This window comes from Bradyrhizobium sp. Pa8 (assembly GCF_052588265.1).
In genome coordinates, this window is sequence record NZ_CP176767.1 from 6,628,429 (window position 1) to 6,654,596 (window position 26,168).

General features: G+C 62.8%; 24 protein-coding genes. 9 read left to right on the forward strand and 15 right to left on the reverse strand.

The annotated features are described in order from the left end of the window. Position 1: 1 nt before the first annotated feature. The 3 genes from ACKWRH_RS31450 to ACKWRH_RS31460 form a co-directional block, all read right to left on the reverse strand. Positions 2-781, reverse strand: coding sequence for an enoyl-CoA hydratase/isomerase family protein (locus tag ACKWRH_RS31450; protein WP_445216673.1), 780 nt, complete (start codon positions 779-781; stop codon positions 2-4). A gap of 27 nt (positions 782-808) precedes the next feature. Then, positions 809-1,939, reverse strand: a complete 1,131-nt coding sequence (locus ACKWRH_RS31455) for an LLM class flavin-dependent oxidoreductase (protein ID WP_445216674.1) — start codon at positions 1,937-1,939, stop codon at positions 809-811. Between the two features lie 195 nt (positions 1,940-2,134). Next, positions 2,135-3,271, reverse strand: coding sequence for a creatininase family protein (locus ACKWRH_RS31460; protein ID WP_445216675.1), 1,137 nt, complete (start codon positions 3,269-3,271; stop codon positions 2,135-2,137). 363 nt (positions 3,272-3,634) lie between these two features. Here ACKWRH_RS31460 and ACKWRH_RS31465 point away from each other — a divergent pair, with 363 nt between their 5' ends. Continuing rightward, positions 3,635-4,672: an IS110 family transposase gene (locus ACKWRH_RS31465; protein WP_445216676.1), complete on the forward strand. Its 1,038-nt coding sequence runs from the start codon at positions 3,635-3,637 to the stop codon at positions 4,670-4,672. A 1,560-nt stretch (positions 4,673-6,232) separates the two neighbouring features. Next, positions 6,233-7,471 (forward strand): hypothetical protein, encoded by a 1,239-nt coding sequence (locus ACKWRH_RS31470; RefSeq protein ID WP_445216677.1) that lies wholly within the window; start codon positions 6,233-6,235, stop codon positions 7,469-7,471. Positions 7,472-7,520: 49 nt separating this feature from the next. Here ACKWRH_RS31470 and ACKWRH_RS31475 read toward each other — a convergent pair whose 3' ends face one another. Together ACKWRH_RS31475 and ACKWRH_RS31480 are read right to left on the reverse strand one after the other, a co-directional pair. Next, a complete protein-coding gene (locus tag ACKWRH_RS31475) occupies positions 7,521-8,303 on the reverse strand; it encodes an enoyl-CoA hydratase/isomerase family protein (RefSeq protein ID WP_445216678.1) in 783 nt (260 codons plus the stop codon). Positions 8,304-8,438: 135 nt separating this feature from the next. Continuing rightward, complete coding sequence (locus ACKWRH_RS31480; RefSeq protein ID WP_445216679.1) at positions 8,439-10,529, reverse strand: molybdopterin-dependent oxidoreductase; 2,091 nt, start codon at positions 10,527-10,529, stop codon at positions 8,439-8,441. 237 nt (positions 10,530-10,766) lie between these two features. On the opposite strand from ACKWRH_RS31480, the gene ACKWRH_RS31485 reads away from it, so the two are divergent. Genes ACKWRH_RS31485 through ACKWRH_RS31500 form a run of 4 tightly spaced genes read left to right on the forward strand, consistent with a single transcriptional unit; the run spans position 10,767 to position 15,042 of the window. Then, complete coding sequence (locus tag ACKWRH_RS31485; protein WP_445216680.1) at positions 10,767-11,738, forward strand: tripartite tricarboxylate transporter substrate binding protein; 972 nt, start codon at positions 10,767-10,769, stop codon at positions 11,736-11,738. Between the two features lie 15 nt (positions 11,739-11,753). Further along, complete coding sequence (locus ACKWRH_RS31490) at positions 11,754-12,218, forward strand: (2Fe-2S)-binding protein (RefSeq protein ID WP_445216681.1); 465 nt, start codon at positions 11,754-11,756, stop codon at positions 12,216-12,218. Beyond that, positions 12,215-14,347, forward strand: a complete 2,133-nt coding sequence (locus tag ACKWRH_RS31495) for a molybdopterin cofactor-binding domain-containing protein (RefSeq protein WP_445216682.1) — start codon at positions 12,215-12,217, stop codon at positions 14,345-14,347. Before ACKWRH_RS31490 ends, ACKWRH_RS31495 begins: the two co-directional genes overlap by 4 nt. After that, positions 14,344-15,042 (forward strand): molybdate ABC transporter substrate-binding protein, encoded by a 699-nt coding sequence (locus ACKWRH_RS31500; protein WP_445216683.1) that lies wholly within the window; start codon positions 14,344-14,346, stop codon positions 15,040-15,042. The genes ACKWRH_RS31495 and ACKWRH_RS31500 overlap by 4 nt, the downstream gene beginning before the upstream one ends. Positions 15,043-15,057: 15 nt before the next feature. Here ACKWRH_RS31500 and ACKWRH_RS31505 read toward each other — a convergent pair whose 3' ends face one another. The 5 genes from ACKWRH_RS31505 to ACKWRH_RS31525 form a co-directional block, all read right to left on the reverse strand. Further along, complete coding sequence (locus ACKWRH_RS31505) at positions 15,058-15,864, reverse strand: SDR family NAD(P)-dependent oxidoreductase (RefSeq protein ID WP_445216684.1); 807 nt, start codon at positions 15,862-15,864, stop codon at positions 15,058-15,060. 22 nt (positions 15,865-15,886) lie between these two features. Beyond that, complete coding sequence (locus tag ACKWRH_RS31510) at positions 15,887-17,179, reverse strand: TRAP transporter large permease (RefSeq protein ID WP_014493780.1); 1,293 nt, start codon at positions 17,177-17,179, stop codon at positions 15,887-15,889. Continuing rightward, complete coding sequence (locus tag ACKWRH_RS31515) at positions 17,170-17,718, reverse strand: TRAP transporter small permease (RefSeq protein ID WP_014493779.1); 549 nt, start codon at positions 17,716-17,718, stop codon at positions 17,170-17,172. The genes ACKWRH_RS31510 and ACKWRH_RS31515 overlap by 10 nt, the downstream gene beginning before the upstream one ends. A gap of 75 nt (positions 17,719-17,793) precedes the next feature. After that, positions 17,794-18,765 carry a TRAP transporter substrate-binding protein gene (locus ACKWRH_RS31520; RefSeq protein WP_445216685.1) on the reverse strand — a complete coding sequence of 324 codons (972 nt, stop codon included), beginning with the start codon at positions 18,763-18,765 and terminating at the stop codon, positions 17,794-17,796. A gap of 21 nt (positions 18,766-18,786) precedes the next feature. Continuing rightward, complete coding sequence (locus ACKWRH_RS31525; protein WP_445216686.1) at positions 18,787-18,945, reverse strand: hypothetical protein; 159 nt, start codon at positions 18,943-18,945, stop codon at positions 18,787-18,789. A gap of 429 nt (positions 18,946-19,374) precedes the next feature. On the opposite strand from ACKWRH_RS31525, the gene ACKWRH_RS31530 reads away from it, so the two are divergent. Beyond that, positions 19,375-20,157, forward strand: a complete 783-nt coding sequence (locus tag ACKWRH_RS31530) for a cyclase family protein (protein ID WP_445216687.1) — start codon at positions 19,375-19,377, stop codon at positions 20,155-20,157. Between the two features lie 4 nt (positions 20,158-20,161). Here the strand turns inward: ACKWRH_RS31530 and ACKWRH_RS31535 are convergent, their stop codons facing one another. From ACKWRH_RS31535 to ACKWRH_RS31555, 5 genes are all read right to left on the reverse strand, one after another. After that, on the reverse strand, positions 20,162-20,890 hold the full coding sequence (locus ACKWRH_RS31535) for a Crp/Fnr family transcriptional regulator (RefSeq protein WP_445216688.1): 729 nt from the start codon (positions 20,888-20,890) through the stop codon (positions 20,162-20,164). A gap of 491 nt (positions 20,891-21,381) precedes the next feature. Next, the gene (locus ACKWRH_RS31540) at positions 21,382-22,095 is read right to left on the reverse strand and encodes a helix-turn-helix domain-containing protein (protein WP_354126141.1); all 714 of its coding nucleotides are present in this window, start codon (positions 22,093-22,095) and stop codon (positions 21,382-21,384) included. 127 nt (positions 22,096-22,222) lie between these two features. Next, positions 22,223-23,326 carry an ABC-type transport auxiliary lipoprotein family protein gene (locus ACKWRH_RS31545; protein WP_445216689.1) on the reverse strand — a complete coding sequence of 368 codons (1,104 nt, stop codon included), beginning with the start codon at positions 23,324-23,326 and terminating at the stop codon, positions 22,223-22,225. 3 nt (positions 23,327-23,329) lie between these two features. After that, complete coding sequence (locus ACKWRH_RS31550) at positions 23,330-24,097, reverse strand: ABC transporter ATP-binding protein (RefSeq protein WP_445216690.1); 768 nt, start codon at positions 24,095-24,097, stop codon at positions 23,330-23,332. Between the two features lie 2 nt (positions 24,098-24,099). Then, a complete protein-coding gene (locus tag ACKWRH_RS31555) occupies positions 24,100-25,236 on the reverse strand; it encodes an ABC transporter permease (protein ID WP_445216691.1) in 1,137 nt (378 codons plus the stop codon). Positions 25,237-25,411: 175 nt separating this feature from the next. Between ACKWRH_RS31555 and ACKWRH_RS31560 the strand changes: the two genes are divergently transcribed. Both ACKWRH_RS31560 and ACKWRH_RS31565 read left to right on the forward strand, forming a co-directional pair. After that, positions 25,412-25,687, forward strand: coding sequence for a hypothetical protein (locus tag ACKWRH_RS31560; RefSeq protein WP_445216692.1), 276 nt, complete (start codon positions 25,412-25,414; stop codon positions 25,685-25,687). Further along, positions 25,688-26,164 (forward strand): phage holin family protein, encoded by a 477-nt coding sequence (locus tag ACKWRH_RS31565; RefSeq protein WP_445216693.1) that lies wholly within the window; start codon positions 25,688-25,690, stop codon positions 26,162-26,164. Positions 26,165-26,168 lie beyond the last annotated feature (4 nt).

Here is a 26,168-nt window from a genome sequence, read left to right on the forward strand (position 1 = left end):
CTCACCGCTCCGCGAAGCGCTTCCGCTTCTCAGCGAAGGCGGCGACGGCCTCGCGCCGCTCGGGCAGCGCGAAGGTCAGCATCTCCAGCGCGCCCGAGGTGTCGAGCACCAGATGCGCGTACTGCTTGATGATCTTGTTGACGCTGTACTTGGTCCAGATGATCGACTCCCGCGGGCCGCTTGCAAGCATCTCGGCGTATTCGATCGCCGCGTCCTTGACGTCCCTTGCCGAAATGACCTCGTTGATCATGCCCATGGCGGCGGCCTTCTCGGCGGAGATGAACTCGCCCGTCATCAGGTAATGCTTCGCGCGTACTGGCCCCATCAGCAGCGGCCAGATCACCGCACCGCCGTCACCCGCTACGACACCGGCCGTCACATGGGTATCGGCAAATCGCGCGATCGGATTGGCGAAGATGACATCGCAGAACAGCGCCAGCGTCGCTCCGAGCCCAACGGCAACGCCGTTGACAGCCGCCACGATCGGCACCTCGACTTCGAGCATGTTGCGGACCAGATGGCGTCCGCTCCTGGTCGGCGACGGCAGCGGACCTTTGTCGAGCGACTTCTGATCGCCACCCGAACAGAAGCCTCGCCCTGCACCGGTCAGCACGATTGCGCGGACGTTCTTGTCGTGATCCAGCTCGACGAAGACCCGCTCGAGCTCCTCGTGCATGTCCCAATTGATGGCGTTCAGGATCTCCGGCCGATTCATCGTGACGACGGCAACGCCGCTGGAGCGCTTCTCGACGATGAGATATTTGTAGCTGTGCTGTGACATTGGTTTCTCCGTCCTGTTGTCCTAGAATTATTTTTGAGGTCGCATCGCCCGGATCTTGTCGAGGATCTCTTCGGTGGGTCGCACAACGTTGTTTCTGTCGTTGAAGTGTGGGATCACGTAGCGACCGCACATCTCGATCGCCTCCATGATCTTCTCATGGTTCACCGAATCGAGATGAAGCAGAACTTCATCGATGCCCAATGCCTCGAATTTCTCGAGCTGACGGATGACGGTGTCCGGACTCCCGCAAACGGTGGTCGCCGATTCGTTGAGCAGGTAGTCCCAATCCTTTCCGGCGCGCTCCGCCGCCGGCTGGCTCTCGCTCATGTATGCATAGTCATCGGAGAGCTTCGCCAGGCGGGGGTAAGCGTCGGTCGCTATCCGGGCGTAGTGCATCAGAGGCTCAGCGTAGTCTTCCTTCGCCTTCTGGTCCGTGGGACCGATGCCAAAGAACAGCGGAAGGCCGATGCGAGAGCGATCGAGCGGACCGCGCTCATCACGCTTCCAGGCTCGACGGTAGGTGTTGATCAGCTTGGCTTGATAGTCCCACCCTTGGTAGATGTTGCTGCTCAGCACGGCGAACCCTTCGGAGCCTGCCCAGCTATGGCTACGTTCACTTGTGGCAGCAATGCCGATCACTGGATGGGGCTTCTGAAGCGGCTTCGGAACCAGCATTCGCGGCGGAATCTGGTAATACTTGCCTTCGAAGGTGAAGATATCCTCGCGCATCGATTTCTTGAGCAGCGCGAGCCCTTCTTCCATTTGGGGGAGCGTTTCATTCGGGTCGACGTTGAAGGCGCGCATGGCGATGGTCGTGTTGGCGCGGCCGGCGTAGAACTCCATGCGGCCATGCGACAGAATATCGGTGACGGCCAGCCGTTCCGCCGAGCGCAAGGCGTGATTGATCTTCTGCGGCATCAGGGTCACCGCAGACCGCAGCTTCACGCGTGACGTCACCGCAGCGAGATAGCCGTAGACCACCTCAGGGGCCGAGCTCGAGATGCCGCCGAGTGCGACGTGCTGCTCGGACAGCGCGACGCAGTCGAACCCCATCTTTTCCGCAAGGCGCACCTCGTCGACCAGCTCATGAAGCCGGCGCGCATAGCTCTGCCCGACCTGGGTTTCCTGCTCCGACCAAAACCCGAACGAAAGTGGCATCTTCTGAAGTCCTCTGGAAGATTCGAGATGGCAGAGGATTTCATAGGCACGGCAACATTTTCATCCGAATGCTGTTGGCGGCTGAGCAGCTTTCCAAATTTTATGCTGTCGGCAGGCGAACCGCATCCTGTTTCCAGCCAACACCACCGCCGGTGGTTTCCCGCGCCTGGCGGCGCGTCAGAAGCCGTCCTAGCCTCATCGACCAAACGAGGTCGCCAGAAGATCCGCGATCGCCTCGAGGCATCGCGCGCCGATCTCGGCGGTCGATCCATGCGGATCACCAATGATCCCGTTGTGCGTGATCGACTTGATCCCGTTCTTCCACATCAACTGAAGCTGCTGTTCAGACAGCGCGCCCAGGTACCCCACTTCGAACCGATCCAGCCGCACGCTATCGGGGCGGAGCCACATCATGAGCGACGTCTCCGCGATGTCGGCGTGTCCACCGACGGCGCTGGGATCACCTCCGGCATCTCGGACGGCGCTTCGCCACTTGTCGATCCAAGCAATTGCATCGCAGAACGCGTCGATCTCGACGTCCGGCGAAACCGCGCGCCTTAACCGCAGAAGCATGTCGCGCAGGACGGGAAAGTTTCCGATATGCCCGGAGAACAGCAGGATCCGCCTGAAACCATGCTGGGCGAGACTTGTGCAGTAGTCCAGGCAGATCGATTCGAAGGTTTCGGGTCGAAGGGAGATCGTTCCAGGGAAGACAAGATGGTGGGCCGAGCAGCCGACCTTGATCGTCGGAGCGATCAGAGCCGTGCCGAGATGCCGCGCGACTTTTGCCGCGAGCGCATCCGCGTGATCTGCATCCATGCAAAGCGGAAGATGCGGCCCATGCTGTTCGACAGCGCCGCACGGTATCAAGACCGTCGAATATCCTTGCGCCAGGGCAGCCGATACCTCCTCGAAGCTCATGATAACCGTGAACCGCTTCAGGAATGGGATGGCCTGCGCTTCGTCGCCCGTTTCGCTCGCGCGCTGCCTTTCGTCGACCGGTACAAAGCGATCGGCATAGACAACAGTAGTCCCGCGCTCGCCCTTGCGGACGTGACCACCGAGCGATAGCGCCTGGCGGAAGGTAAGCCAGCTCTGACCTGTGAACGCGCGCTCGGTGGCAGCCCCCCAGAGGATCAGAACGTTGATGCCGCTGTATTGACGGCCGGTCGCGGCGCTTTTCGGAATGGCCAAGGACGGCTTCACCGCGCCCCAAGGCTGCACCCATGGCGCTCGGCCGGCCTCAAGTTCACCGATAATCTTGTTGGTGATTTCGTCATAAAGGTTTGCCCGGTCCTCACCGGCGCGCGCTCGAGGAGAATGTCTGGACATCGCGGGTCTCCGCGACGGGCGCCGCAAGCCTCTCTCGCAGCCCGTAACCCGTCACGGCAAAACCGCGCGAAACTCTTACTCTCAGCGCCTAAGCGAGAGAATGCGAAATCTGCGATGCGGCCAGCCTTCCGTCCGCTTCTTCATGGCTTTTGGCCTTGAGGTGCCCAGGGCCGCAGGCCCTGACCAGGCGTGCGCCAGTGGCGCATCGCCTCAGCGGACAATGGCACCCGGAGAGCGTGAGCATAGCGACCCGAAGGGGCACGCGGGTCCGAGTGCAGCGACGAGATGAAGTAACCGGGCACCGACCTCTCGGGCGCATAATACGTCGATCGATTCGCCCAACAAGATGAGCTGGAGATCCTGATGAATTACTTCGCTGGACTCGACGTGTCTCTGAAGCGCACCGCGATCTGCATCGTTGATCGAGATGGAAATATCGTCCGGGAAGGAGTGACGGATACCGAACCCGAGGCGCTAATTTCCTGGCTGAGAAATACCCGCTTCGCTTTGCAGCGCATTGGGCTAGAAGCCGGCCAATGTTCCTCCTGGCTGCACAAGGGGCTTTCGGAAGGCGGATTACCCGTCATTTGTGTTGAGACCCGGCACGCAAAGAGCGTGATGCAAGCCCAAACTGTCAAGACGGACCGCAACGATGCTCGTGCGCTTGCGCAAATGATGCGAACAGGGTGGTTTAAGGCGGTTCACATCAAATCTGAAGACAGCCAAAAGCTGCGCGCGTTGATGGGCAGTCGCCGGTGCCTGCTCGACAAGCAACGCGACCTCAACAATCATATTCGGGCGGCACTTCGAACCTTCGGATTCAAAGTGGGGCTTATCGGCCAAAGCCGCTTTGAAGAACGTGTCCGCGGGCTGATCGTGGCTGATGGAGATTTACAGGCCCTCGTCGTTCCATTGCTCGAAGCCCGGCGCATGCTCGGCGAACAAGCACGCGTGTTGACGCGCCTGATTGGGCGCCTGGTTCGGAGCGATGCTACTTGCCGTCGGTTCATGACGGTTCCTGGCGTTGGTCCCCTGACAGCTTTGGCATTCAAGACGACTATCGATAATCCAGGCCGCTTCCGTAAATCACGGCATGTTGGTGTCCATCTTGGACTGACCCCAGGCAAATACGCGTCGGGAGAGGTCGATTACAACGGGCGCATCACCCGGTGCGGCGATGCCTTTGCTCGAGAACACCTCTTTGAAGCCGCGCACTCATTAATGGTCAACACTAAACGGTGGTGCTCGTTGAAGGCGTGGGGCATCCGCATCGCTAAGCGTAGTTCAATGAAAAATGCGCTGGTAGCCGTGGCTCGCAAGATATCCGTCATCCTGCACCGTATGTGGTGCGACGGCAGCGACTTCCGGTGGGAAAGATCGGAGGTCGCAGCGGCAGCCTAACATCCGAATGCACTGATCAGCAGAACACGGCCGAAAGGCTGTCAAGGAGTCCGGTAGGACGAGGAATGGCGAGGGTGATAACCGGTCTGCAGCGCGAGCAAATCGCTCCGCGACTGCGTCCCCGAGATGGTCCCGCCACTTCTTCACGAACATCATCATGAGGCGGGGATCCCGACCTCGAAGAGAAGCGCGATCGCCGGATAGCTTTGACACCACGGTAGGTTCGGAAGGCACAACCACAATGCGGTAATTGGATCAGATTTCGTACTTGACGTCTCAACCCCGGTTAGAGAAGACCGGTTAACAGTGGCACCCGGGAACGGGGCAGTGATAGCGATCGCCGGCATACTTCATGACGGCGGGCCCCTTTCCCGAGTGCCCCCGGCGAGGAACTCCACAGTGCTTGCGCGAGGGATCGAAGCCGGATGGCCGAGACGCAAAGCGGCTCGGTTCACGAGAGCCCGATGCGGCGGAGCCGCACGCGCGCAAGCGGAAGAATCCCCTCAGATTCGAACCAGATGATCTAGATTTTCTCGCGCGCTTGCGCCTGCTCGTCATAGATCCTGATCTGAAGCATGGGAATCGCTTCTTTATATCCTCTCTGCCTGCCCTGGCGCCGTCTCGGTTGCGAATTCGGCCTTGAGTCGTCCATCCACCCCAAGTGCGTAACCAAAGGCCACTGGTGCCTGCAGCCATTCCGGCCTCGCTTTGCAGTAAGATGCTCAGGACCGTTCAGCGCGGTCGAAAGTGACCAGCCGAGCAGCGGTCGAATTGGACCTACTTTGGCAAGAATCGTTCTGATGCAGCGCGCACCTCCAAATTCCGACATCAAAAGCTGTCCCGATATACTTAATGCAGGTTCACCGGCGACCTAGTCGGAAAGGCCATTGATGATGCAGTTCAAGCAGTTGACTGCCTGCTAGCGGTCCCACCGACGACACGCACGAAGAAACTAAGCCATCTCGCGCAAAGGGATCTCAACTTAGTCTGCTCGAGAGCGGCGCGCCAAGGCCGCCTTTTCGCGCGCAAAATCGGCCGATCGCCGCCAAACCGCGCTGCGCAGTAGAGACGAAAACTGCGTCAGCGTAAGAGTTTTCCATGATCCAGTCCGGCTCTAGCTCTACCGACCACAAGCCGAAGGCAATCTAGACCTTTGAGACTGGACGTCGTCCTTCTGCAAATTCAGCTCTTGTTGCACCTAAGCGGTCACGCATCAGTGAGATCAGAACGTCCATCTCCGCCACGCGCTGCGCTGCCCGCTCGCTACCCACCTGCTGGAACGTGGCCCGCGATGATGAGAGCGGACATGGCAGCCGCCTACCTGGACTTTGAAGATACACGCGATCTCGCGCGCGCGATCCACCGAGGAGACGCACCGCCGCCGGTCTGCTGTCGCGGAAAAGGGCGGCTGCGGCAGCCGGTCTGGTCGAAAGCGACCCTGGACCACTTTGCGGCACCTATTGGAACAAGAGATGCCAGCGAACCGGAAGATCTCTTATGCCTAGTATGATATCGCTCGATACAGCACCAAGACTTCCTCGATATTGTCGACGAAAGCTGTTGGCGACCAATCAGGAGGCTTACTATTTTGCACCGCCAACCTGGGCTCGTCGACAAGGCTGCGATTTGGGACCTGAAGCCTTAGGAACCGATTTCACGGCTGCAGTCGAGCGTGTGGAGAAGGTCCTCTTGCCCGCTTTCGATAGTTGGCGCTCGCAAGGCCTCAGTGACGTAGTGCTTGCCTCTCCCGAACCCGGCACCTTCGACTGGCTAGTCGGCGTCTTCCAAGCTCACCAGAAGTGGAACGAAATCGACAGCAGCACTCAGCGTCAGTACAGCAAAAGCCTCGCGCTCTTCGCCAATCATGAGTTGAGAGATGGAAGTCGCGTTGGGTCCAAGCAATTGTCCGATTTCACGAAGGCCTTCGTCGACGCAGTTTATGGAAAGTTACTAATGGTAACGAAAGTGGGTAGCAATGGAGAGGTAGTCGTCCGCGAGCGTCGTCGCTATGCAAATGTGGCCATGGCGAGCTGCCGACGCGCCTGGTTCGTCGGCCAGCGCGCTCAAGAAAAGATGGTACCGGCGAGCAATCCATTTTCACGGATGGGATTAAGATCACGTGCGCCCGGACGGCCGATACGACCCACACCGACCGCAACTTGGGATGAACTCGTCGCATTTAGAGCTGCCGCGACAAGGCTCGACTATCGCTCGATCGGAACTGCTGCTTTGTTGTCATGGGAGTGGTTGCAACGAGAGCAGCACGTGTTCGGCGCCTTCGACATTTCGCACTATCGCCCTAGCGAGCGGCCAAATAGCGTCAGGATCGTGCATCCAAAAAATGGAGAGGAGGCCTGGTGGCCGCTGTCAGACGAAACGGGCGCCCCTCTCTTTCCTGAACTTATGGACGAGCTTGACGAGATTAAGAAGACCTCGCTCCCGGGCCTGGTATTCCGACGTGACCATGCGCATCGTCGGTCGGTAATCCCGCTACCATGGATTACCCCACGCAAGGACCTGCGCTATCTGCGTAGTGTGGTCAGGAAGATAATCGCAGAATCGGGCCTTCGTCAGGAACTTTCCTTTACTTCCTTCCGGCACGGAGGGTTCACCGAAGGCGCCGACAGCGATCTCACGGATGCAGAATTGCGCGCCGCCGGCCGTCATAGATCAAGCCGCCAACTGCCCACCTACGCCAAACGCACCGGCAAGCAATTAATTAGGGCCACAAAGAAGCGTCGCGAGGAGCGGACAAGGTCACTCCTTGTTCGACAAAACGCCAATCGTCCCTCGGAATGAGGCCGCATCGGGCGACCGCAGCATCTAACGCATGTGCTGAAATGATCACCTATTTTCCTGTCCACAACGGCCGACGCTTCTCGCTGAACGCCTTCAGGCCTTCCTTCGCGTCCTCCGTCATTGCGAGCAGCGCGATCTGGCTTTCGGTGTAGGCGATGCTCTCGTCGAACGACATCGAGGCGATGGCGCGCATGGCGTATTTGCCGCGGCGGATCGCGGTCGGGGACTTGTCGATGATGCGGCCGATCAGCCAATCAACTTTGGCATCGAGCTCGGCCGTCGGCACGACGTAGTTGAGCAGGCCCGCATCCTTCGCGGCCTTTGCGTCGAACGGCTCGCCGGTGAGCGCCCATTCGTTGACGAGGCGTCGCGGCGCGATCTCCTGCAGCAGGCTCAGCACCTGCATCGGGAACACGCCGACCTTCACCTCGGGCAGGCCGAAGATGACGTGATCGGCGGCAATCGCCATGTCGGTCATGCACAACAGGCCCATGCCGCCGGCCATGCAGACGCCGCCCACGCGCGCAATCGCCGGCTTCGTCGCGTTCTGCGACAGGCGCAGCAGATCGGCGTAGTCGACATTCGGCTTGGAATGGTCCATCGCGAAAGCTGCGCCGGAATTCTGCAAGTCGGCGCCGGCGCAGAACGCCTTGTCGCCTGCGCCCGTCAGCACGATGACGCGGACGTCCTTGTCGTCATGCGCGTCGCGATAGCCTTTGGTGATGCCGGCGATGACCTCACCGTTCAGCGCGTTGCGTTTCTCCGGCCGGTTGATGGTGATCCAGAACGCCTGCCCACGCTTTTCGGTGATCACGGCTGTGGTTTCGCTCATGGCGCGCTCGCTTCCTTGCTCCCGTTTGGCAGCCATTTGCGGCAGCTCGGGCGGCAGGTGCAAGGGCAATCTGTCGCGAGGCGCTGCTTTAGCGCCTCGACACAAATTTGCAGGCGATCGAGGCGCGAGCGCGCCTCAGGCCGAGCCCGCTTTCCGGACCCAGACCTTGTTGTCGTGGAATGCAGCCCCGCCGATCGGCGCGATCGTATCCGCTCCGGTCAGCATGTTGATGCCGCGGCCACCGATATGGTTCTTGTTCGGGTGAACGGATTCCGCAATCAGCACGCCGCGCCGCACGCCCTCGAACAGCGTTGCCGCCAGCGTGGTCTCGCCGCGGCTGTTGCCGAGCGTCACGGCATCGCCGTCGGTGATGTCGAGCGCGGCCGCATCCAGCGGATGAATCATCACGCTGGCTTTACCCTCGCGCGCCTGCGAGGACGGCGTCTCGTTGAAGGTGGTGTTGAGGAAGCTGCGCGAGGGGCTGGTGGCAAGCCGGAACGGATGGGCCTGATCAGTATGCTCGATCACCGCCCAATGGTCCGGCAACGACGGCATCTTGTCGAAATCGCCCATCGTCTGGCCGAACGGCGGATGCGCCCAATCGGCCTTGAAATGGAATTTCTTGTCGGCGTGGGCAAAACCGTCGAGATAATGCGAGGTCCGGAAGTCCGGTTGCAGGTCGCGCCAGATGTCCGCTTCGAGACCAGCGATGTCGCCGTGGTTGCTGAGCTTCAGCGTCGCGTCGATCAATTCGCGCGGCGTCATCTCGAAGCCCGGATGCTTCGCGTCAAGCCGCGGCGCCAGCGCCTGCATGACCTGATGGTTGGAGCGGCATTCGCCGGGCGGGTCGATCAGCTTCGGCCCGACCGAGATGTGCTGGTGGCCGCCGCCGTAATAGAGATCGTCATGCTCCATGAACATGGTCGCCGGCAGCACGATGTCGGCCATCTCGGCCGTCTCGGTCATGAACTGCTCGTGCACCGCCACGAACAGATCCTCGCGCGCAAACCCCTGACGTACCAGCGCCTGCTCCGGCGCCACCGTCATCGGATTGGTGTTCTGGATCAGCATCGCCTTGATCGGCCCCTTTCCGAGCAAGGCCTCGGCATCGCCGGTGAGGATGCGGCCGATCTGCGACTGGTCGAGCGCGCGCGTGGTCTTATCGATCGCGTCGTGGCCCTCGATGAGGGATTCATTGAAGTGCCACAGCGCGTAATTGTTAAAGAAGGCGCCACCGCCTTCATATTGCCAGGCGCCGGTCACCGCGGGAATGCAGTTCGCGGCATGCATTTGCGTAGCACCGTTGCGCGAGCGGGTGAATCCGTAGCCGAGCCGGAAGAAGGTCCGCTTGGTCTCGCCGACCAGTTTCGCAAAGGCCTCGATCTCGGACACCGGCACGCCCGAGATCGCGGACGCCCACTCCGGCGTGCGCGTCTTCAGATGCGCCTCGAGCTCGGCGGGGCAATCCGTGTACTTGTCCAAATAGGCACGGTCGGCGTAACCATCGCGGAACAGGACATGCATCACGCCGCACGCGAAGGCGCCGTCGGTGCCGGGCCGCAGGATGATCTTGATGTCAGCCTGCTTCATTGTCTCGTTGTCGTAGATGTCGACCGCCGCGATCTTGGCGCCGCGCTCCTTGCGCGCGCGCGCGGCGTGCGTCATCACATTGACCTGCGTGTTGACCGGGTTGGTGCCCCAGATCACGACGAGGTCGGAGAGCGCCATCTCGCGCGGATCGACGCCGGCAATCTTGCCGGTGCCGATCGCGAACCCGATGCGCCCGACATTGGCGCAGATGGTCTGATAAAAGCGCGAATATTTCTTCACATGCGTGAGGCGATTGAGGCCGTCGCGCATCACCAGCCCCATCGTGCCGGCGTAGTAATAAGGCCAGATCGATTCCGCGCCGTACTCGCGCTCGGCCTGGTTGAAGCGATCCGCGATCTCGTCCAGCGCCTCGTCCCAGGAGATCCGCGCGAACTGGCCCGAGCCCTTCGGCCCAATGCGGCGCATCGGAAATGTCACCCGTTCAGGGTGATGGATGCGCTCGGCATAACGGGCGACCTTGGCGCAGACGACGCCGGCCGTGTAGGTCTGCTTCTTCGAACCGCGAACGCGGCCAATGCTGCGGCCTTCGACCACCTCGATGTCGAGGGCGCAGGCCGACGGGCAATCGTGCGGACAGGTCGAATGGCGGATTTCGATCTTGGCGTGCTGGTTCATGGCCAAATTCGTAACACCAAATGACCTGCCAGCCGAGGGCATTTATCCGGCAATGCCCATGCGATTTGCTCAAATCGCACGCGCCAATGGTTCCTGCCGCGACTGCGAAATGAGGCGCCACCACACCGAAAACGGCGCGATATTCCCGGCACAATCGGCTTTGTGAGGCGTCGACAGTCCGCATCCCCTGCCGCTACAGTGCCGGCCAACAAAAACGATATCAGGGAGGTAGGCGTGATGGCCCGACGATTCATGCTGGCGCTGGCGGCCGCGCTCCTCGCCGCATTCTCCGCGGCCCCCTCCCTAGCGCAAGATTATCCCAACCACGCGGTCCGGATCGTTGTCCCCTTCGGCGCCGGCGGGCCGGCGGACGTCGCGGCCCGGCTGATCGGCAACGTGCTCCAGGAGAGCTTTGGCCAGCCCTTCGTGGTCGAGAACCGCACCGGCGCGGGCGGCGTCATCGGCACGGTCGAAGCGGCGAAGTCGCCGGCCGACGGCTACACGCTGCTGATGATGTCCAACACCCAGACCGCGAATGAATCGCTGCTGACGCCGGACAAGCGCAAATACGAGCTGATGCGCGACCTCGCGCCCATCGCGCCGGTGAACTACTCCGATCTCGTCATCGTGGTGAACCCGCAGGTTCCAGCGAAGACGCTGCAGGAGTTCATCGCGCTCGCCAAATCGCAGCCGGGCAAGCTGAACTACGCCTCCTCCGGTCAGGGCACGCCCTATCACATGGCCGGCGAGCTGTTCAAAGCCATGGCCGGCATCGACGTGGTCCACGTGCCCTACCGCAACAGCGGCGAGGCGCGCAGCGGCGTGATCGGTGGACAGGTGCAGATGATGATCGACGCCGTGCCGGCGATGGCGCCGAATATCGGCGAGAACCAGGTCCGCGCGCTCGCGACCACCGGCAAGGAGCGCTCGGCCGTGCTGCCGAACGTGCCGACCGCTGGCGAAGCCGGCGTAGCAGGCTATGAGGCCACGATCTGGCTTGGCCTGATGGCCCCGGCCGGCACGCCGAAGCCTGTCATCGACAAGCTCAATGCCGCCGTGAACGCAATGGTGAAGCGACCGGACATCGTAAAGCTCTGGACCGAGCAGGGTGCCGTACCCATGTCCATGACGCCGGAAGAATTCGAAAAATTCCTCCGCGGCGACATCGAGAAATGGGCCGATGTCGTCAAGAAATTCGACAAGTCCTGAGGTCGCGGAGCGATCATGCCGACCATTCAATTTCAGCTCAACGGCGCGGCGATGACCGTGGAGGCCGATCCCGACCAGACGTTGCTCGATGTGCTGCGCGGCCGGCTCGGCGTCAACGGTCCGCATTTCGGCTGCGGAGCCGGTGAGTGCGGGGCCTGTTACGTCATGGTCGGCGACCGCGCGATGGCCTCCTGCGACATGCCGATGTGGTCGGTCGCGGACGTCGTCACGGTGGAGGGCCTCGGCACGGCCGAACAGCCGCATCCGCTGCAACGCGCCTTCGTCTCCGAGCAGGCTATGCAATGCGGTTACTGCGTATCGGGAATCCTGATCAGCGCGGCGGCGCTGCTGAAGCGCAATCCCTCGCCGACGGAGACTGAGGTCAGAGCCGCGCTCGATCGCAATCTGTGCCGCTGCGGATCGCATAATCGCATGGTCCGCGCCGTGCTGCGCGCGGCAGCGGAGACGGCGACGTCATGAGTGTGCCGTCCCCCGTCCCGAAACTGCCGGTTAGCCTCGCGGCCAATCCAAAGCTGTCGTCCTGGGTGCGGTTCATCGGCGAAGGCGGTGTCGCAATTTCGCCCGGCAAGGTCGAGATCGGCCAGGGCATCGTCACGGCGCTGGCGCAGATCGCCGCGGACGAGCTCGACGTCGATATCGGCAGGATCGAGCTGATCCGCACCTCGACGGCGGCCAGCCCGAACGAGGGTGTCACCTCGGGCAGCCTCTCAGTCCAGCAATCCGGCCGCGCGCTCCGACACGTCTGCGCCGAGGTCCGCCAGCGCTTCCTCGCGGCAGCATCAGAGCGTCTCGGCGTCGATGCGGCGCTGCTCGATGTCGATGACGGCACGATCTCGGGTCCCGGCAATGTCAGGACCAGCTATTGGGAGCTGGCTGGCGACGTCTCGCTCGACCGCGACGCCACCGCGGGCGCCGTGGCGAAGCCCGCTGCCACACGCGGTGTCGCCGGACATTCGGTCCAGCGGGTCGACATTCCCGACAAGGTGTTCGCGCGACCGCGCTTCATTCACGATTGTGCATTGCCGGACCTGGTGCACGGCCGCGTGCTACGGCCTGACATCTCCGGCGCCAGACTGATCGCGCTCGACGAGATGGCTGCGCGCGCCGTTCCCGGCCTCGTCGCGATCGTCCGCGACGGCGGCTTTGCCGGCGTGGTTGCCGATAGCGAGGCTGCGGCGGAAGCCGCACTGAAAGCCTTGCGCAAGGGCGCAACCTGGTCGGCCGGCGAGCCGTTGCCCGACGAAGACGATCTCGCGGGCTTTCTGAAGAGCCAGCCGGCCGAAACCACCGTCATCGACACCAGAGCAGCGGCAACGACGAAGAGAGCTGCGCGCACCCTTCGCCGGCAATACACCCGTCCCTACATCGCACATGCCTCGATCGCGCCATCTTGCGCCATGGCGCAATGGGATGGCGATCGTATCCATGTCTGGACACACAGCCAGGGCATCTATCTGCTGCGCGCCGATCTTGCGATCGTGCTCGAGCTGCCGGCCGAGAACATCGTCGTCGAGCATATGGAGGGGGCCGGCTGCTACGGACACAATGCGGCCGACGACGTCGCGCTCGACGCCGTGTTGCTGGCGAAAGCCGCCGGCGGCCGCCCGGTGAGGGTGCAGTGGTCGCGCCATGACGAGATGTCTCATGCGCCGTTTGGCGCAGCGATGGCCATCGAGATCGAGGCCGACCTCGATGCGGACAGCGAGATCGTCGGCTGGCGCCATGCGATCTGGAGCAACGGCCACGCCGCGCGGCCGGGACGCGCGGCGCAGCCGGCGCTGCTTGCGGCGACCGAGATCGCGAACCCCTACCCGCGCATGATCTCGACGAATCCACCGGCCGCCAATGGCGGGGGCGGCGACCGCAACTCCGTTCCGCTCTACGACCTTCCGGCCTGGACCATCACGAGCCACCGGCTGCTGACGATGCCGGTGCGCACGTCGGCGCTGCGGACCCTGGGTGGGCAAGGCAATGTGTTCGCGATCGAATCCGTGCTCGACGAGATCGCGGTGCTGCGCGGCGAGGACCCGATCGCGTTCCGCCTGCGTCATCTCCGCGACGAGCGCGCCAGCGACGTCATTCGCGCCGCGGCACGCCGCGCGCAGTGGAAACCGCAAAAACAGTCTGGCATCGGCCATGGCGTCGGCTTCACCCGCTACAAGAACACGGGCGCCTATTGCGCCGCGATCGCGGAGATCGAAGGCACCGACGACATCCGCGTCAGGCGGTTGACGCTTGCGGTCGACGTCGGCGAGGCCATCAATCCGGACGGCGTCATCAACCAGATCGAGGGCGGCGCGATCCAGGCCACGAGCTGGGTGCTGAAGGAGCGCGTGCGCTTCAACCGGTCGCACATTACATCAACGTCCTGGACCGACTATCCGATCCTGACCTTCAGCGAGGTGCCGGCGGTGGATGTCGAGATCATCCAGCGGCCGGAGATCGAGCCGGTCGGCGCCGGCGAGGCCGCACACGGTCCCGTGACGGCGGCGATCGCCAATGCGGTCTACGATTGCCTTGGCGTCCGCGTACGCGACCTGCCGATCACGCGCGACAGGATCATCGCAGCCATGGAGCTTGCATCGTGACGACAGTGACCATTTTGAGCGGCGGCGCAGCGCAAGGCCTGGTGCGCGGCCTCAGCGAGCCCTTCAAGGAGCAGACCCGATTCGGTATCGACGGCGAGTTCGGTGCGGTCGGCATCATGGCCGACAAGCTGCGCGCGGGAATGCCGGCCGATCTCGTGATCTTGACGCAGGCCATCCTTGCAAGGCTTGCGGACGAGAAGCTCATCATCCCCTCCTCGATCGCGGATGTCGGCCGGGTCGAGACCGCGCTGGCGGTCCGCAGCCGCGATCCCAAGGTGGCCGCGAAGACTGAAGCCGATTTGCGCGAGGCGCTGCGATCCGCAGATGCCATCTACGTTCCGGACACCAAAGCCTCGACCGCGGGACAACATGTCGCAAAGGTGCTGGATCAGCTTGGCATCGCCTATGAGGTCGCATCGCGTCTCAAGATCTTTCCGAACGGCGCGACCGCGATGCGCGAGCTTGCTGCGTCCACCGCAGCTCGGCCGATCGGATGCACCCAGGCGACCGAGATCATTGCGACCGACGGCATCGCGCTATCAGGGTCGTTGCCGCCGGGCTGCGAGCTCGTGACGATGTACACGGCCGGCGTCACCGCGCGGGCCGTGCACCCGAAGGAGGCGGTCGCCCTGATCGCGCTGCTGACCGGCGCAGACCGGAAGGAGCTGCGCCAGCGCGTCGGCTTTGCCGGCTAGATACGGATGGCCGCCCTATTTGTGCAACTGGGTAAGACCGGTCGGCGGCCCGTCGACCGCGGTCCAGCCGCCGTCGACGAACAGCGTGCTGCCGCTGACATAGCTCGCCGCATCCGAAGCAAGATAGGCCACGGCGGTCGCGACCTCGTCGGCGCTGCTCCAGCGGTTGAACACCGTATGGCCGGCATAGAGATTGTAGATATCGGGCCGCTGCTTGAACGGGCCGGTCAGCGCGGTCTCCGCAATGCTCGGCGCGATCGCGTTGACGCGGACGCCAGCGTGGCCGACCTCTGAAGCAAAGCCTTTCACCAGGAGGCCGATGGCCGCCTTGGTCGAGCCGTAGACGCCAAGGCCCGGCTCGATGGTCACCGCGCGCACCGAAGAGCAGGCGATGATGCTGCCGCCCTTCTGCTCGACCATGATGCGGCCGAAGGCCTGGAAGAACCAGACCGTGCCCTTGACGTTGAGGTTCAGGACGCGGTCGAGATCCTCCTCGGTGTAGTCGAGGATGGTCTTGCGGATGTTGAGCCCGGGTGTCGTCACGGCGATGTCGAGCCGAGAGAATCTCTGCATCACGATCTTGGCGAGCGCATTGACGTCCGCAGCGCTCGCGGCGTCGCAGCTAGCTGCTTCCGCCCAGCCGCCCTTGTCGCGAATGCCGGCGGCCGTCGCCTCGGCAGCGTCAAGCGCACGATCTGCGCAAACGACGCGGGCGCCGAGCCCGGCCAGCGCCTCCGCCGACGATTTACCGATGCCCGATGCGGCGCCGAGCACCACCGCGGTCTTGCCGGTGAGATCGAAGAGCTTGCGATAGTCAGTCACGAACGGTTTCTCCCTGTTGCTGCTATCCCTTGTAGCCCATCAGTAGGCGGGGCAGCCACAGCGAGAACGCGGGGACGTAGGTCACGAACATCAGAGCTGCGATCAGGGCAGCATAGAACGGCAGAATGGTGCGCATCACCGCGCCCACCGAGATGCCGCCGATGGCGCAACCGACGAACTGCGTCGTTCCGACCGGCGGGGTGTTCAGCCCCAGCGCGCAGTTGATCAGCATCAGCATGCCGAACTGCACCGGGTCCATGCCCGCCTTCATCGCGATCGGCAGGAAGATCGGGGTGCAGATCAGGATGGTCGCCGCCATGTCCATGAACGTGCCGAGCACGAACAGGATGACGTTGATGAGCAGGAAGATGACCCAGGGTTGCGAGGACACCTTGCTCATCAAGTCGCCGGCGAAGTCGGCCACCTCGTAGAGTCCCATCAAATACTGGAACATGGTGGAGACGCCGATCAGCAGCAGCACCACACCCGTCGTCTTCACGGCCTTGGCGGCAGCCCGCAGGAAGTTCGGCAAGGTCATGGTACGGTAGATGAAGAACGTCAGCAGGATCGTGTAGGTGACCGCGACGGCTGCGGATTCAGTTGCCGTGAAGACGCCGGACAGGATGCCCGCCAGGATGATGCCGACGATCAAAAGGCCGGGCAGCGCGGCCGCGAACGAGCGGAAAACCTCGGCCCAGCCCGGGAACTTGCCGGCCGGATAGCCACGCTTCACCGCGACCGCGTAGGCGGCAACCAGCATGCACACCATCAGCACGAGCGCCGGCAGGAGGCCGGCCGCAATCAGCGCGCCGATCGAGACCTTGCCGCCCGCGGCGAGCGCATAGATGATCATGTTGTGGCTGGTGGGCATGAGCGCACCCACCAGGGAGGCATGGGTGGTGACGTTGACGGCGTAATCGGTATCGAACCCTTCCTTTTTCATCATCGGGATCATCACCGCGCCCATCGCCGACACGTCGGCCACGGGCGAGCCGGAGACGCCGCCGAACAGCGTGCAGGCGACCACGTTCGACATGCCGAGCCCGCCGCGGATGTGTCCGACGAGGTTCTTGGCGAGCTGCACGATCTTGTCGGCAACGCCGCCATGCAGCATCAGCTCACCACTGAAGACGAAGAACGGGATGGCGAGGAAGGAGAAGATGTTCATCCCCGACATCATCTGCTGAAAGATGACAGCGACCGGCAGGCCTTCGTAGAGGATGGTGCAAATCGCCGAAAGGCCGATCGCGAAGGCGACGGGTACGCCGAGGATCAGGAAGCCGAAGAAGGTGGCGCCGAGAATGATCAGTTCCATGAGGGGACGACCTCTTCGCCGCGCAGGAGCGCAATGATGTGCTCGATTGAAAAGGAAACGATCAGGACGCCGGAGGCGATCAGCGGGACGTAGCGGATGACCTCGGGGAGCCCGAGATTGGGGATCTTCACGGTTCCGACCGACGCCCCGAGGATCCAGCCGTTGTAGGCCATCGCAATGCCGAACACGGCCACCAGAACATGGATCACGAGCTCGATCTTCTCGCGCAGATGGTCCGGAAGCATCACCAGCAGACTATCCATGCCGATGTGTCCGGCGTCGCGAACGCCGACGGCGGCGCCGATCAGCGTGACATACAGGATCAGGACCAGCGCAAGGTTCTCCGTCCAGGTCGGGCTCGAATTGAGCACGTAACGTCCGAACACCTGGTAGAACACGATGGTGACGATGACGAGCAGTCCGGTCACGGACAGATACATGCCGAGGCGAGCAACGACGGCATTGATCCGCGACAGCAAGCCGGTCGACGGTCGGCCGGTTACCTCCTGCTCGTGGCTTGCGACATGTGGGTCTGTCATCGCGTCTCCTTGCGCGTCCCCTTCGCGAGGGTCCGGCGCCCGCCTCGCGGCGACGCCGGACCCGACGCTGTGGTCTTACTTCGTGTCCTGGATCCGCTTGACGAGGCCCTTCAGCTTTTCGTCACCGGCGAACTTGTCGTACACCGGCTTCATCGCGTCGACGAATTCCGCCTTGTTGGCGATCGTGACGACCTGAACGCCGGCGGCCTCGACGGTCTTGCGCGAGGCCTGCTCACGCTCGTCCCAGAGCTTGCGCATGACGGGCACCGATTCCTTGGCCGCCTTGCGGATCATCGCCTGGTCCTCCTTGCTCAGCGTGTCCCAGACCGTCTTGGACATCACGAGAACTTCAGGCGCCAGCGAGTGCTCGGTGACGTTGTAGAACTTGGCGGCCTCGAAATGACGCGAGGACTCGTAGGACGGCCAATTGTTCTCGGCGGCGTCCACCAGACCGGTCTTGAGCGCGGTATAGACCTCGCCATACGGCATCGGCGTCGGGTTGGCTCCGAGGCTCTGGATCATGCCGACCCAGAGGTCGGATTGCTGGACGCGAATCTTCAGGCCTTTGAGGTCCGCGAGCGACTTGACCGGCGCCTTGACGGTGTAGATGGACCGGGCGCCGCTGTCGTAATAGGCAAGGCCGATCAGGCCCGCGTGCGCCATAGACGCTAGGATTTCATCGCCGATCGGTCCGTCAAGGACGGTGCGCATGTGCTGAGTGTCGCGGAAGACGAAGGGCAGGCACAACGCGATGGTTTCAGGCACGAAGTTGTTCAACGGCGATGCGTTGATCCGCATCATGTCGAGGGCGCCGATCTTCAGCTGCTCGATGGTGTCCTTCTCGGAGCCTAGGGCTCCATTGGGAAACACCTTCACGCCGAGCTTGCCGCCGCTCGCCGTCGCGAGCTGCTTGCCCATGAACCTGACGGCCTCGACGGTCGGATAATCTGTGGGGTGGATGTCGGCCGAGCGGAAATCGCGTGCGGTCGCCAGCGGCGCTGAGACCGCCAGTACGGCGGCTGCGATGATACCGGTGAGTGTCTTCATCTGGGCTTCCTCCTGAGTTGATTATGTCGTCGTTGGGCCGATGCTGCAGGCCGCCTTGGGTCGCTCCACTTCAGGTGTAAAGTCAAGCGTTACAAGCGCACCACCTTGGTAGGATTGCGCGGCGGAGTCGAGCGGATTTGACTGGTGGATGATCACGGCGAGGGAAGGTGCGAGCTTCATCGCGCCCTCTCCGGCGGGGACTTGCGCGGCAGGTGCCGGCTTCCCTTTAATCCCGCCTCGCCGTCGGCCAATGCCGGACGCGAGGTGACGATGCTCGTCATATCCATGGACGTTCCTCTGGTTTTAGAATCGACCGCTATTGGTTGCGGCTTGGAGGTGCAGACGTGACGGTCGCCCCATCCTTGTACGATGCGCGCTGATCAGCGCGATATCGCCAACGTCGTCCCTAGGGCGGGCGGCATTCTGAGTCCAAGCCAAATCCGGCATCGATCAATGCTGGAGTTGCATCGATCGATCATGCATCACTTCGAGGGCGCGATCGGCGAATGGCCCCGTTTTTCCGAAATCGCCTGCACCGGGGCGTTACTTGACGCCACAGGTAGAGCCCGCCCAAGATGCGCCGAAACGGAACATCGCGAGGAAATGCCCATGCCGCGGAAGCTGATCGATATTTCCGTGCCGCTCGGAAACGACGTGACGGCCGATCCGCCGGGCAATCACCCGACGATCCAGTATATTGATCACCAGCAGGGCCTGCCCCGCATGCTGCAGTTCTTCGACGGCCTCAAGGCGGAGGATTTGCCGGATGGCCAGGGCTGGGCGGTCGAGCAGGTCTCGCTGTCCACCCACAACGGCACGCATCTCGACGCGCCCTGGCACTTCCACCCGACCATGAATCGCGGCGAGCGGTCATGGACGATCGACGAGGTGCCGCTCGAATGGTGCCTGCAGCCCGGCGTGAAGCTCGACTTCCGCCACCTGGCCGATGGGTACGTGGTGACTGCCGACGATGTCGAGAAAGAGCTGAAACGGATCGGGCACACGCTGTCGCCGCTGGAGATCGTGGTCGTCAACACTAGCGCCGGCGCCAAATTCGGCCAGGCCGATTACGTCAACTCCGGCTGCGGCATGGGCTATGAGGCCACCATGTACCTGCTCGAACGCGGCGTGCGGCTGACCGGCACCGACGGCTGGAGCTGGGACGCGCCGTTCCTCTACACCGCGAAGAAATATGCCGAAACAAAAGATGCCGGCCTGCTCTGGGAAGGTCACAAGGCGGGACGACACATCGGCTATTGCCATCTCGAGAAGCTGCACAATCTCGACAAGCTGCCGTCGACCGGATTCACGGTCTCATGCTTCCCGGTGAAGATCGAGCAAGCGTCCGCAGGGTGGACCCGAGCAGTCGCCATCGTCGACAATCAGGTCTGAGGCCTCACTCGCCGTCGAGGCCGCTCTCGGCGAGGTCGCGCAGCGCATCGGTATCCAGCACGACGATGGCGCCGTGCTCGAGACGAACCCAGTTGCGGCCGGCCCAGGCGCGCAATTGCTTGTTGATGCTCTCGCGCGTCATCCCCACCATCTCGCTGATCTCCTGCTGCGTGATGGCGAGCGTGCCGCTGCCGGAGTCGAACTTGCGCTCTTCGGTGAGACCGAGCAGCGCGCTCGCAAGCCGGCCCGGAAGATTTTGCAGGATGACCTGCTCGACCTGCTGGCTGGTCCAGCGCAGGCGCGCGCAGAGCAGCTCGATGAATTTCATCGCCAGCGCCGGCTGGCTCTTCACGAATGGCAGGAAGTCGCGGCGGTCGATGATGTAGAGCTCGCAATTGGTATTGGCGGTCGCGTCGGCCGAGCGCGGTGCGCCGTCGAGAACCGCGATCTCGCCAAAGATTTCTCCAGGACCGATCAGATTGAGAATGGCATTCCTTCCATCCGGCGACGAAGAGGAAATCTTCACTGTTCCCGTGATCACCGCGAACAGGTTGTTGCCGGGATCGCCCTTGGCGGCGATCGTCGCACCGCGCTTCACCGTGGTGTGCTTGGCGTAGCGGCAGAGCTGATCGAGCGCATCTGGCTCCAGATCCGCGAAGATCGGGTGCTTGCGCAGGACCGATAATTTGTTGCCCGCAGCTTGTCGGGGGTCGCCGGTCTTGTCCTGAGGCACGCCGCTGGGCTCCTAAGACTGCGAGGCACTGGAGTTCCTGCGTAGTCAACGTTAGCAGGCTTTTCAACCGGAAAGCATGTGCACGGTTTGAGCCAAATACGGCGAAAATGCCGCGGTCGGGCGCCAAGGCGGCATCCGGGGGATGAGCCAGCGCGTCCCGGTCGATGCAGAGTTGCAGCTATCGCGCGCACCATTGCGTTGAGGCGCTGCCGAACGGCCGCGAGCTGGCCGTGGAAGCCTCCGCGGCAAGCACGGTAAAACGCGATCGTGATCTCAGGACCGTCAATGCTTGGCGTCCGAATCGGGCCGACCCGCGCTGGTTTGCCGGTCTGCCCATGCCAAAGCCCCGGCGAATGTGACAAAAACGACCACGACAGCGATAGTCACCAGCAGTGCGTCAGTCGGCATGATGCCCTCCCCTGTTATTTGGGGCATTATTGGCGGCGCACGACCGCCGTCATTGATTGGGATCAAAATTGGCGAGCGCCGGATCAGGCCGCAGCTAAGGCCTCGACTTTCGCCGGATCGAGCAGGCTGATGCCGCCTTGAACGATCTCGATCACCCCATGTCGCTCCAGCTTGGTGAAAGTGCGACTGACGGTTTCGATGGTCAGGCCGAGGTAGTCGGCGATGTCCTGACGACTCATCGGCAGCTGAACCGTGTCCGATGCCCCCTTCAGCGAAAATAGCCGCTCGCGCCAGGTGAGCAGAAACGCCGCGACTTTCTCGTCCGCCGATCGGCGGCCGAGCAGGACCATGTGGTCGCGCGCCTGGCTCAACTCGCGAATCGCCAGTTCGTTGATCCGCCTGAGGAGATGCGGCCGGCTCTCGACGAAGCGGCCGAAGGGCGCCTTCGCGAACTGGCACACTGTGACGCCGCCGATCGCATCGGCCGAAAAATTGTGACGGCCGGAAATATTCATCCCCAGGAAATCGCCTGGTAACGCAAATCCCACGATCTGCCGCCGACCGTCGGGCAACAGCTTGTAGAGCCGCATGACGCCGTCGAGGAGGTTGTAGAACGAGGTCGTGGTGTCCTCCTCGGAGAAGACGGTCTCGCCCGCGTCAAAGAGGACGCGACGCCCCAGATGCTCGAATTCCCTGAGCTCGGCCGGGTCCAGCGACGAACACACCGCGAAGTCGCGGACCGCACAATCGCTACAGAAATGCCCGTTCGGCTCGATCGTCACCACGGAAGCCTTCATCTACCGCTCCAAGCACCGGCTGCTCCGCATCAGGCCGAGCCCACCGCGCGGGCTGCATTTTACTGCACTGCGCCAAAGCCGATTGACCCAGATCAATTTTGGCGGGCATGGCCGTCTTGTGTTGTTGTTAGACCGCCTGCACCGTCCAGCCGATCAGCTCCTTTGCAATGCGGGCGAAGGCTGCGTCGAACGCCGCGACCGCTGCGACCGGCTCGACCTTGTCAAGCTTCTCGCTGGTCTCGACGAGGCGCGACGCGATCACCTTGCCGTTCTTGTCGACGATGCGTGCCGACAGTCCGATCTCGACCCGGGCCTCGCCTTCCGTGGCGATCCGGAAACGCCTGATGTCGATCAGGAGCTGGTAGTCCGCCTGTCCGAGGTCAGCCGTGCGCAGCGGCGCGTGGGCGATGTCGTAATTCTCAAAACTGTCGATCAGCCGCGCCTGGACCAGCTTCGGGATGCTGTCGGCCCAGAGGAATTCCGCAAAACCCGGATTGTCCCCGCTGGGCGCAAACAGCATCCGCTGAGTCTGGAGCATCGCAACCGCGGTCGGCTCGGGAATCGCCAGTGACGCCGTAAGCGTCTTGCCGGCCGGCCCAAGATTCTGCGGCGTGCGCAGGTCGTAGGTGATCTTCTGCGCTGGCGTCCCGCCGCCGGTCATCTTTTCGAGGCCTGCCAGAATACCGTCGATCTTGCCGGTGTTGCGCGCGAGCCCGTCGGAGAATGTCTTGAGGTTCGCGATGGTGTCCTTCAGCGGACCGGAATTGTCCTCCAGCACGGTGTCGACCCGTCGCAGCGCATCGCGCGCCGCCTGCGACATGCTCTGGCCTGCACCGGCCTCGGCGATCAGGGTCACGGGCTCGCCGGCCTTGGCAACGATCATGCCACCCTCCAGCGTCACCACCGGCACGCCGGTCAGCCCCTGGAAATCGAGCCCGACCTTGGTGTCGGTACGCACGGGTGTCGTCGAGGCAACCGAGATCGTCGCATTGACGAAGCGCGGATTATCCGGCGCGAGGCCGATCTGCGTCACCTCGCCGACGCGGATGCCGTTGAACAGCACGCCGGCGCCGACCAGCAGACCCGGCACCGGACCTTGGAACTGCACTTGATAGTTCGCGCGCGGCCCAATCCCGCCCGTGTTGTTCAGCCAATAGACGAAGCCGAACACCGCGAGGATCGCGGCCAGCACGAAGCTGCCGATCAGCACATAGGGAGCGCGGGTTTCCATGTCTCATCTCATCTCGTGTTGCAGCATCTGCGAGCGCTTGCCGTGGAAATAGGCGCGCACCCAGGGATGCTCGGATTGCAGCAATTCGCGCATCGGGCCGATCGCCACGATCTTGCCGTCGGCGAGCGCGGCGACGCGGTCGCAGACCGTGGTGAGGCTCGCAAGATCATGGGTGACCATGAACACGGTGAGGCCGAGGGTCTTCTGCAGCGTCCCGATCAGCGCGTCAAAATCGCCGGCGGCGATCGGGTCGAGACCGGAGGTCGGCTCGTCCAGGAACAGGATCGGCGGATCGAGCGCGAGTGCACGGGCCAGCGCCACGCGCTTGGTCATGCCGCCCGAGAGCTCCGACGGATATTTGTCGGCATCCTGCGCCCGCAACCCGACCATCTCGAGCTTGGCGATCGCGATCTCGTCCATCAGCTCCTGGGACAGCACGAGATTTTCGCGGAGCGGAAACTGCACGTTTTGACGAACCGTCAGCGAGGAGAACAGCGCGCCTTGCTGGAACAAAATGCCCCACGTCGTGGCCGCGCCTTCGGTGCGGCCACCGATCGGCTGTCCCATGACCTCGATGCTCCCGCCCTGGCGCGGGATGAGGCCGATGATGGTGCGCATCAAGACCGACTTGCCGCCGCCGGACGCGCCGACGAGCCCGAGGATCTCGCCCCGACGGACATCGAGCGACAGATGGTCGAGCACGGTCTGGCGGCCGAAGCCGACCACGAGGTCGCGAACGCGGATCGCCAATACCTCTTGCGATTCGTCCATCGTCACATTCCGATCGAAGCGAAGAAGATCGCGAACAGGCCATCGAGCACGATCACCAGGAAGATCGACTTCACCACCGACGTGGTCGTCTGCCGCCCGAGCGATTCCGCGCTGCCCTTCACGCGCAATCCTTCGCTGCAGGCGACGATCCCGATCACCAGCGCCATGAAGGGCGCTTTCAGGATGCCGACCTCGAAATGGGTGACGGAGATGGCCTCATGCAGCCGCGCGATGTAGATCGCCGGTGCCATGCCGCCGTAGAATTGCGCGACCAGACCTCCGCCATAGAGCGCCGCAACCGCCCCAATGAACGCGAGGATCGGCAGCGCGATGACGAGGGCCGCTACTCGCGGCAGGATCAGGACATGGACGGGATCGAGGCCCATGGTCGAGAGCGCATCGATCTCCTCGCGCATCTTCATCGAGCCGAGCTCGGCGGTGTATGCGCTGCCCGAACGTCCCGCGACCATGATGGCGACGATCAGCACACCCAGCTCGCGCAGCACCAGGATGCCGACCATGTCGACAGTGTAGGACTCCGCACCGAACCTGCGGAAATGAAAGAACCCCTGCTGGGCGATAATGGCACCGATCAGGAAGGTAATGAGAACGACAATCGGAATGGCCTGCCAGCCGATCCGGTAGAGTTGATAGACAAGCGATGTCAGCCGCAGCGAGCGTGGCCTGCGCAGCACGCCGATCACGGCGATGAACAATGCACCCAGCATTTGAAGGAAAGTCGCGATATCCTCGCGCGCACCGACCGTGGACCTGCCGAGATCGCCAAGTCTGAGCAGGACCGGATTTGCAGAGGGCGCAGGCGCCGGCGTATGGCGGTTGACTTGACGCACCTCGTCCATCAGGCCGCTGAAATGGTCGGCCACACCGACGAATTCGGCCGATCTGCCTGACGATGCGGCCCGTCGCGACAGCTTCTCCAGCACCCAGGCGCCGAGCGTGTCGAGCGCACTGACGCCGGACATGTCCAGCGTCACGGCGCTGGATCGATCGACATCCGCCCCGACCGAACGGGACAGCGTTTCAAGCGCCGACACGTTGGCTGCCGTCCACGGCCCTTCCGGGCGCAATTTCAGCACATCGCCGGAGGGCGCTGCCAGCAACAGCGGTTCGGAGTTCACGCTTCCACCTCATCGGGACAACCGGTCCCCATTCAGCCGGCATTTTTAGGCCAGCATGTGGCGGCCGGTTTGACCTGTCTCAAGACCAGGACCGCGCGCCGTCCCTTGACGCAAATCAAGGGCGCCGGGTCGCCGGGCCCTAGGGTCGTTTCCAACAAAGGGAGTTCTCAAATCCATGTTCAACAGCGACAGGATGAGCGAAGAATTGCGAGCGCTGAAGGTTGACGTCACGCGTCTGCTGAGCACCGCAGGCGAAGAGATGTTCGACAGCTCGAAAGACCGGGCCGAGGCTCTGGCCGATCAGATCAAGGCTGCGCTTGCCGAGCTCGGCGAGACCGTCAGTGACGAGCAGGAACAGTTTCAGGATCTCATTGCGGATCGCCCGATCACGTCGCTCGCCTCGGCTTTTGCGCTCGGCGTAGTCGTCGGCTTCATGCTGAGGAGACACTAGGTGAATACGGAAAATATCGTTAGACATCTGCGCGTGCTGTGGCGTACCGACAGGATCATCGCGGACATCAGGCTGCGCCATCTGCTGATGGGTCTCGGCCTGCGGGCCTTTGCGGCTCTGATCGCGGCATTCGGGCTCCTGATGCTGGAGCTGTCGGCCTATTTTGCGCTGGTCCAGATATGGAGCGCAATTGCGGCGGCTGCCATCCTCGGCGCCGTCAATTTCGCCATCGCGGCGGTTCTCTTCATCGTTGCCGGCCGCCCTCCATCCGGCCGCGACATCGAGCTCGCCAATGAAATTCACGGCACATCCATCGAAGCCTTGCAGCTCGAGGCGCGGGCGTTCCAGGCCCAGGCGTCAGGCGCGGTCCATCATCCGCTCAGCACGATTGTGCTGGTGCCGCTGATCGCGATCATCGTCAAGAGTCTGCGGAAACCGGCCACGGAATCTGCCGCATCGCGCGAAGCGCACTCGTGATCGG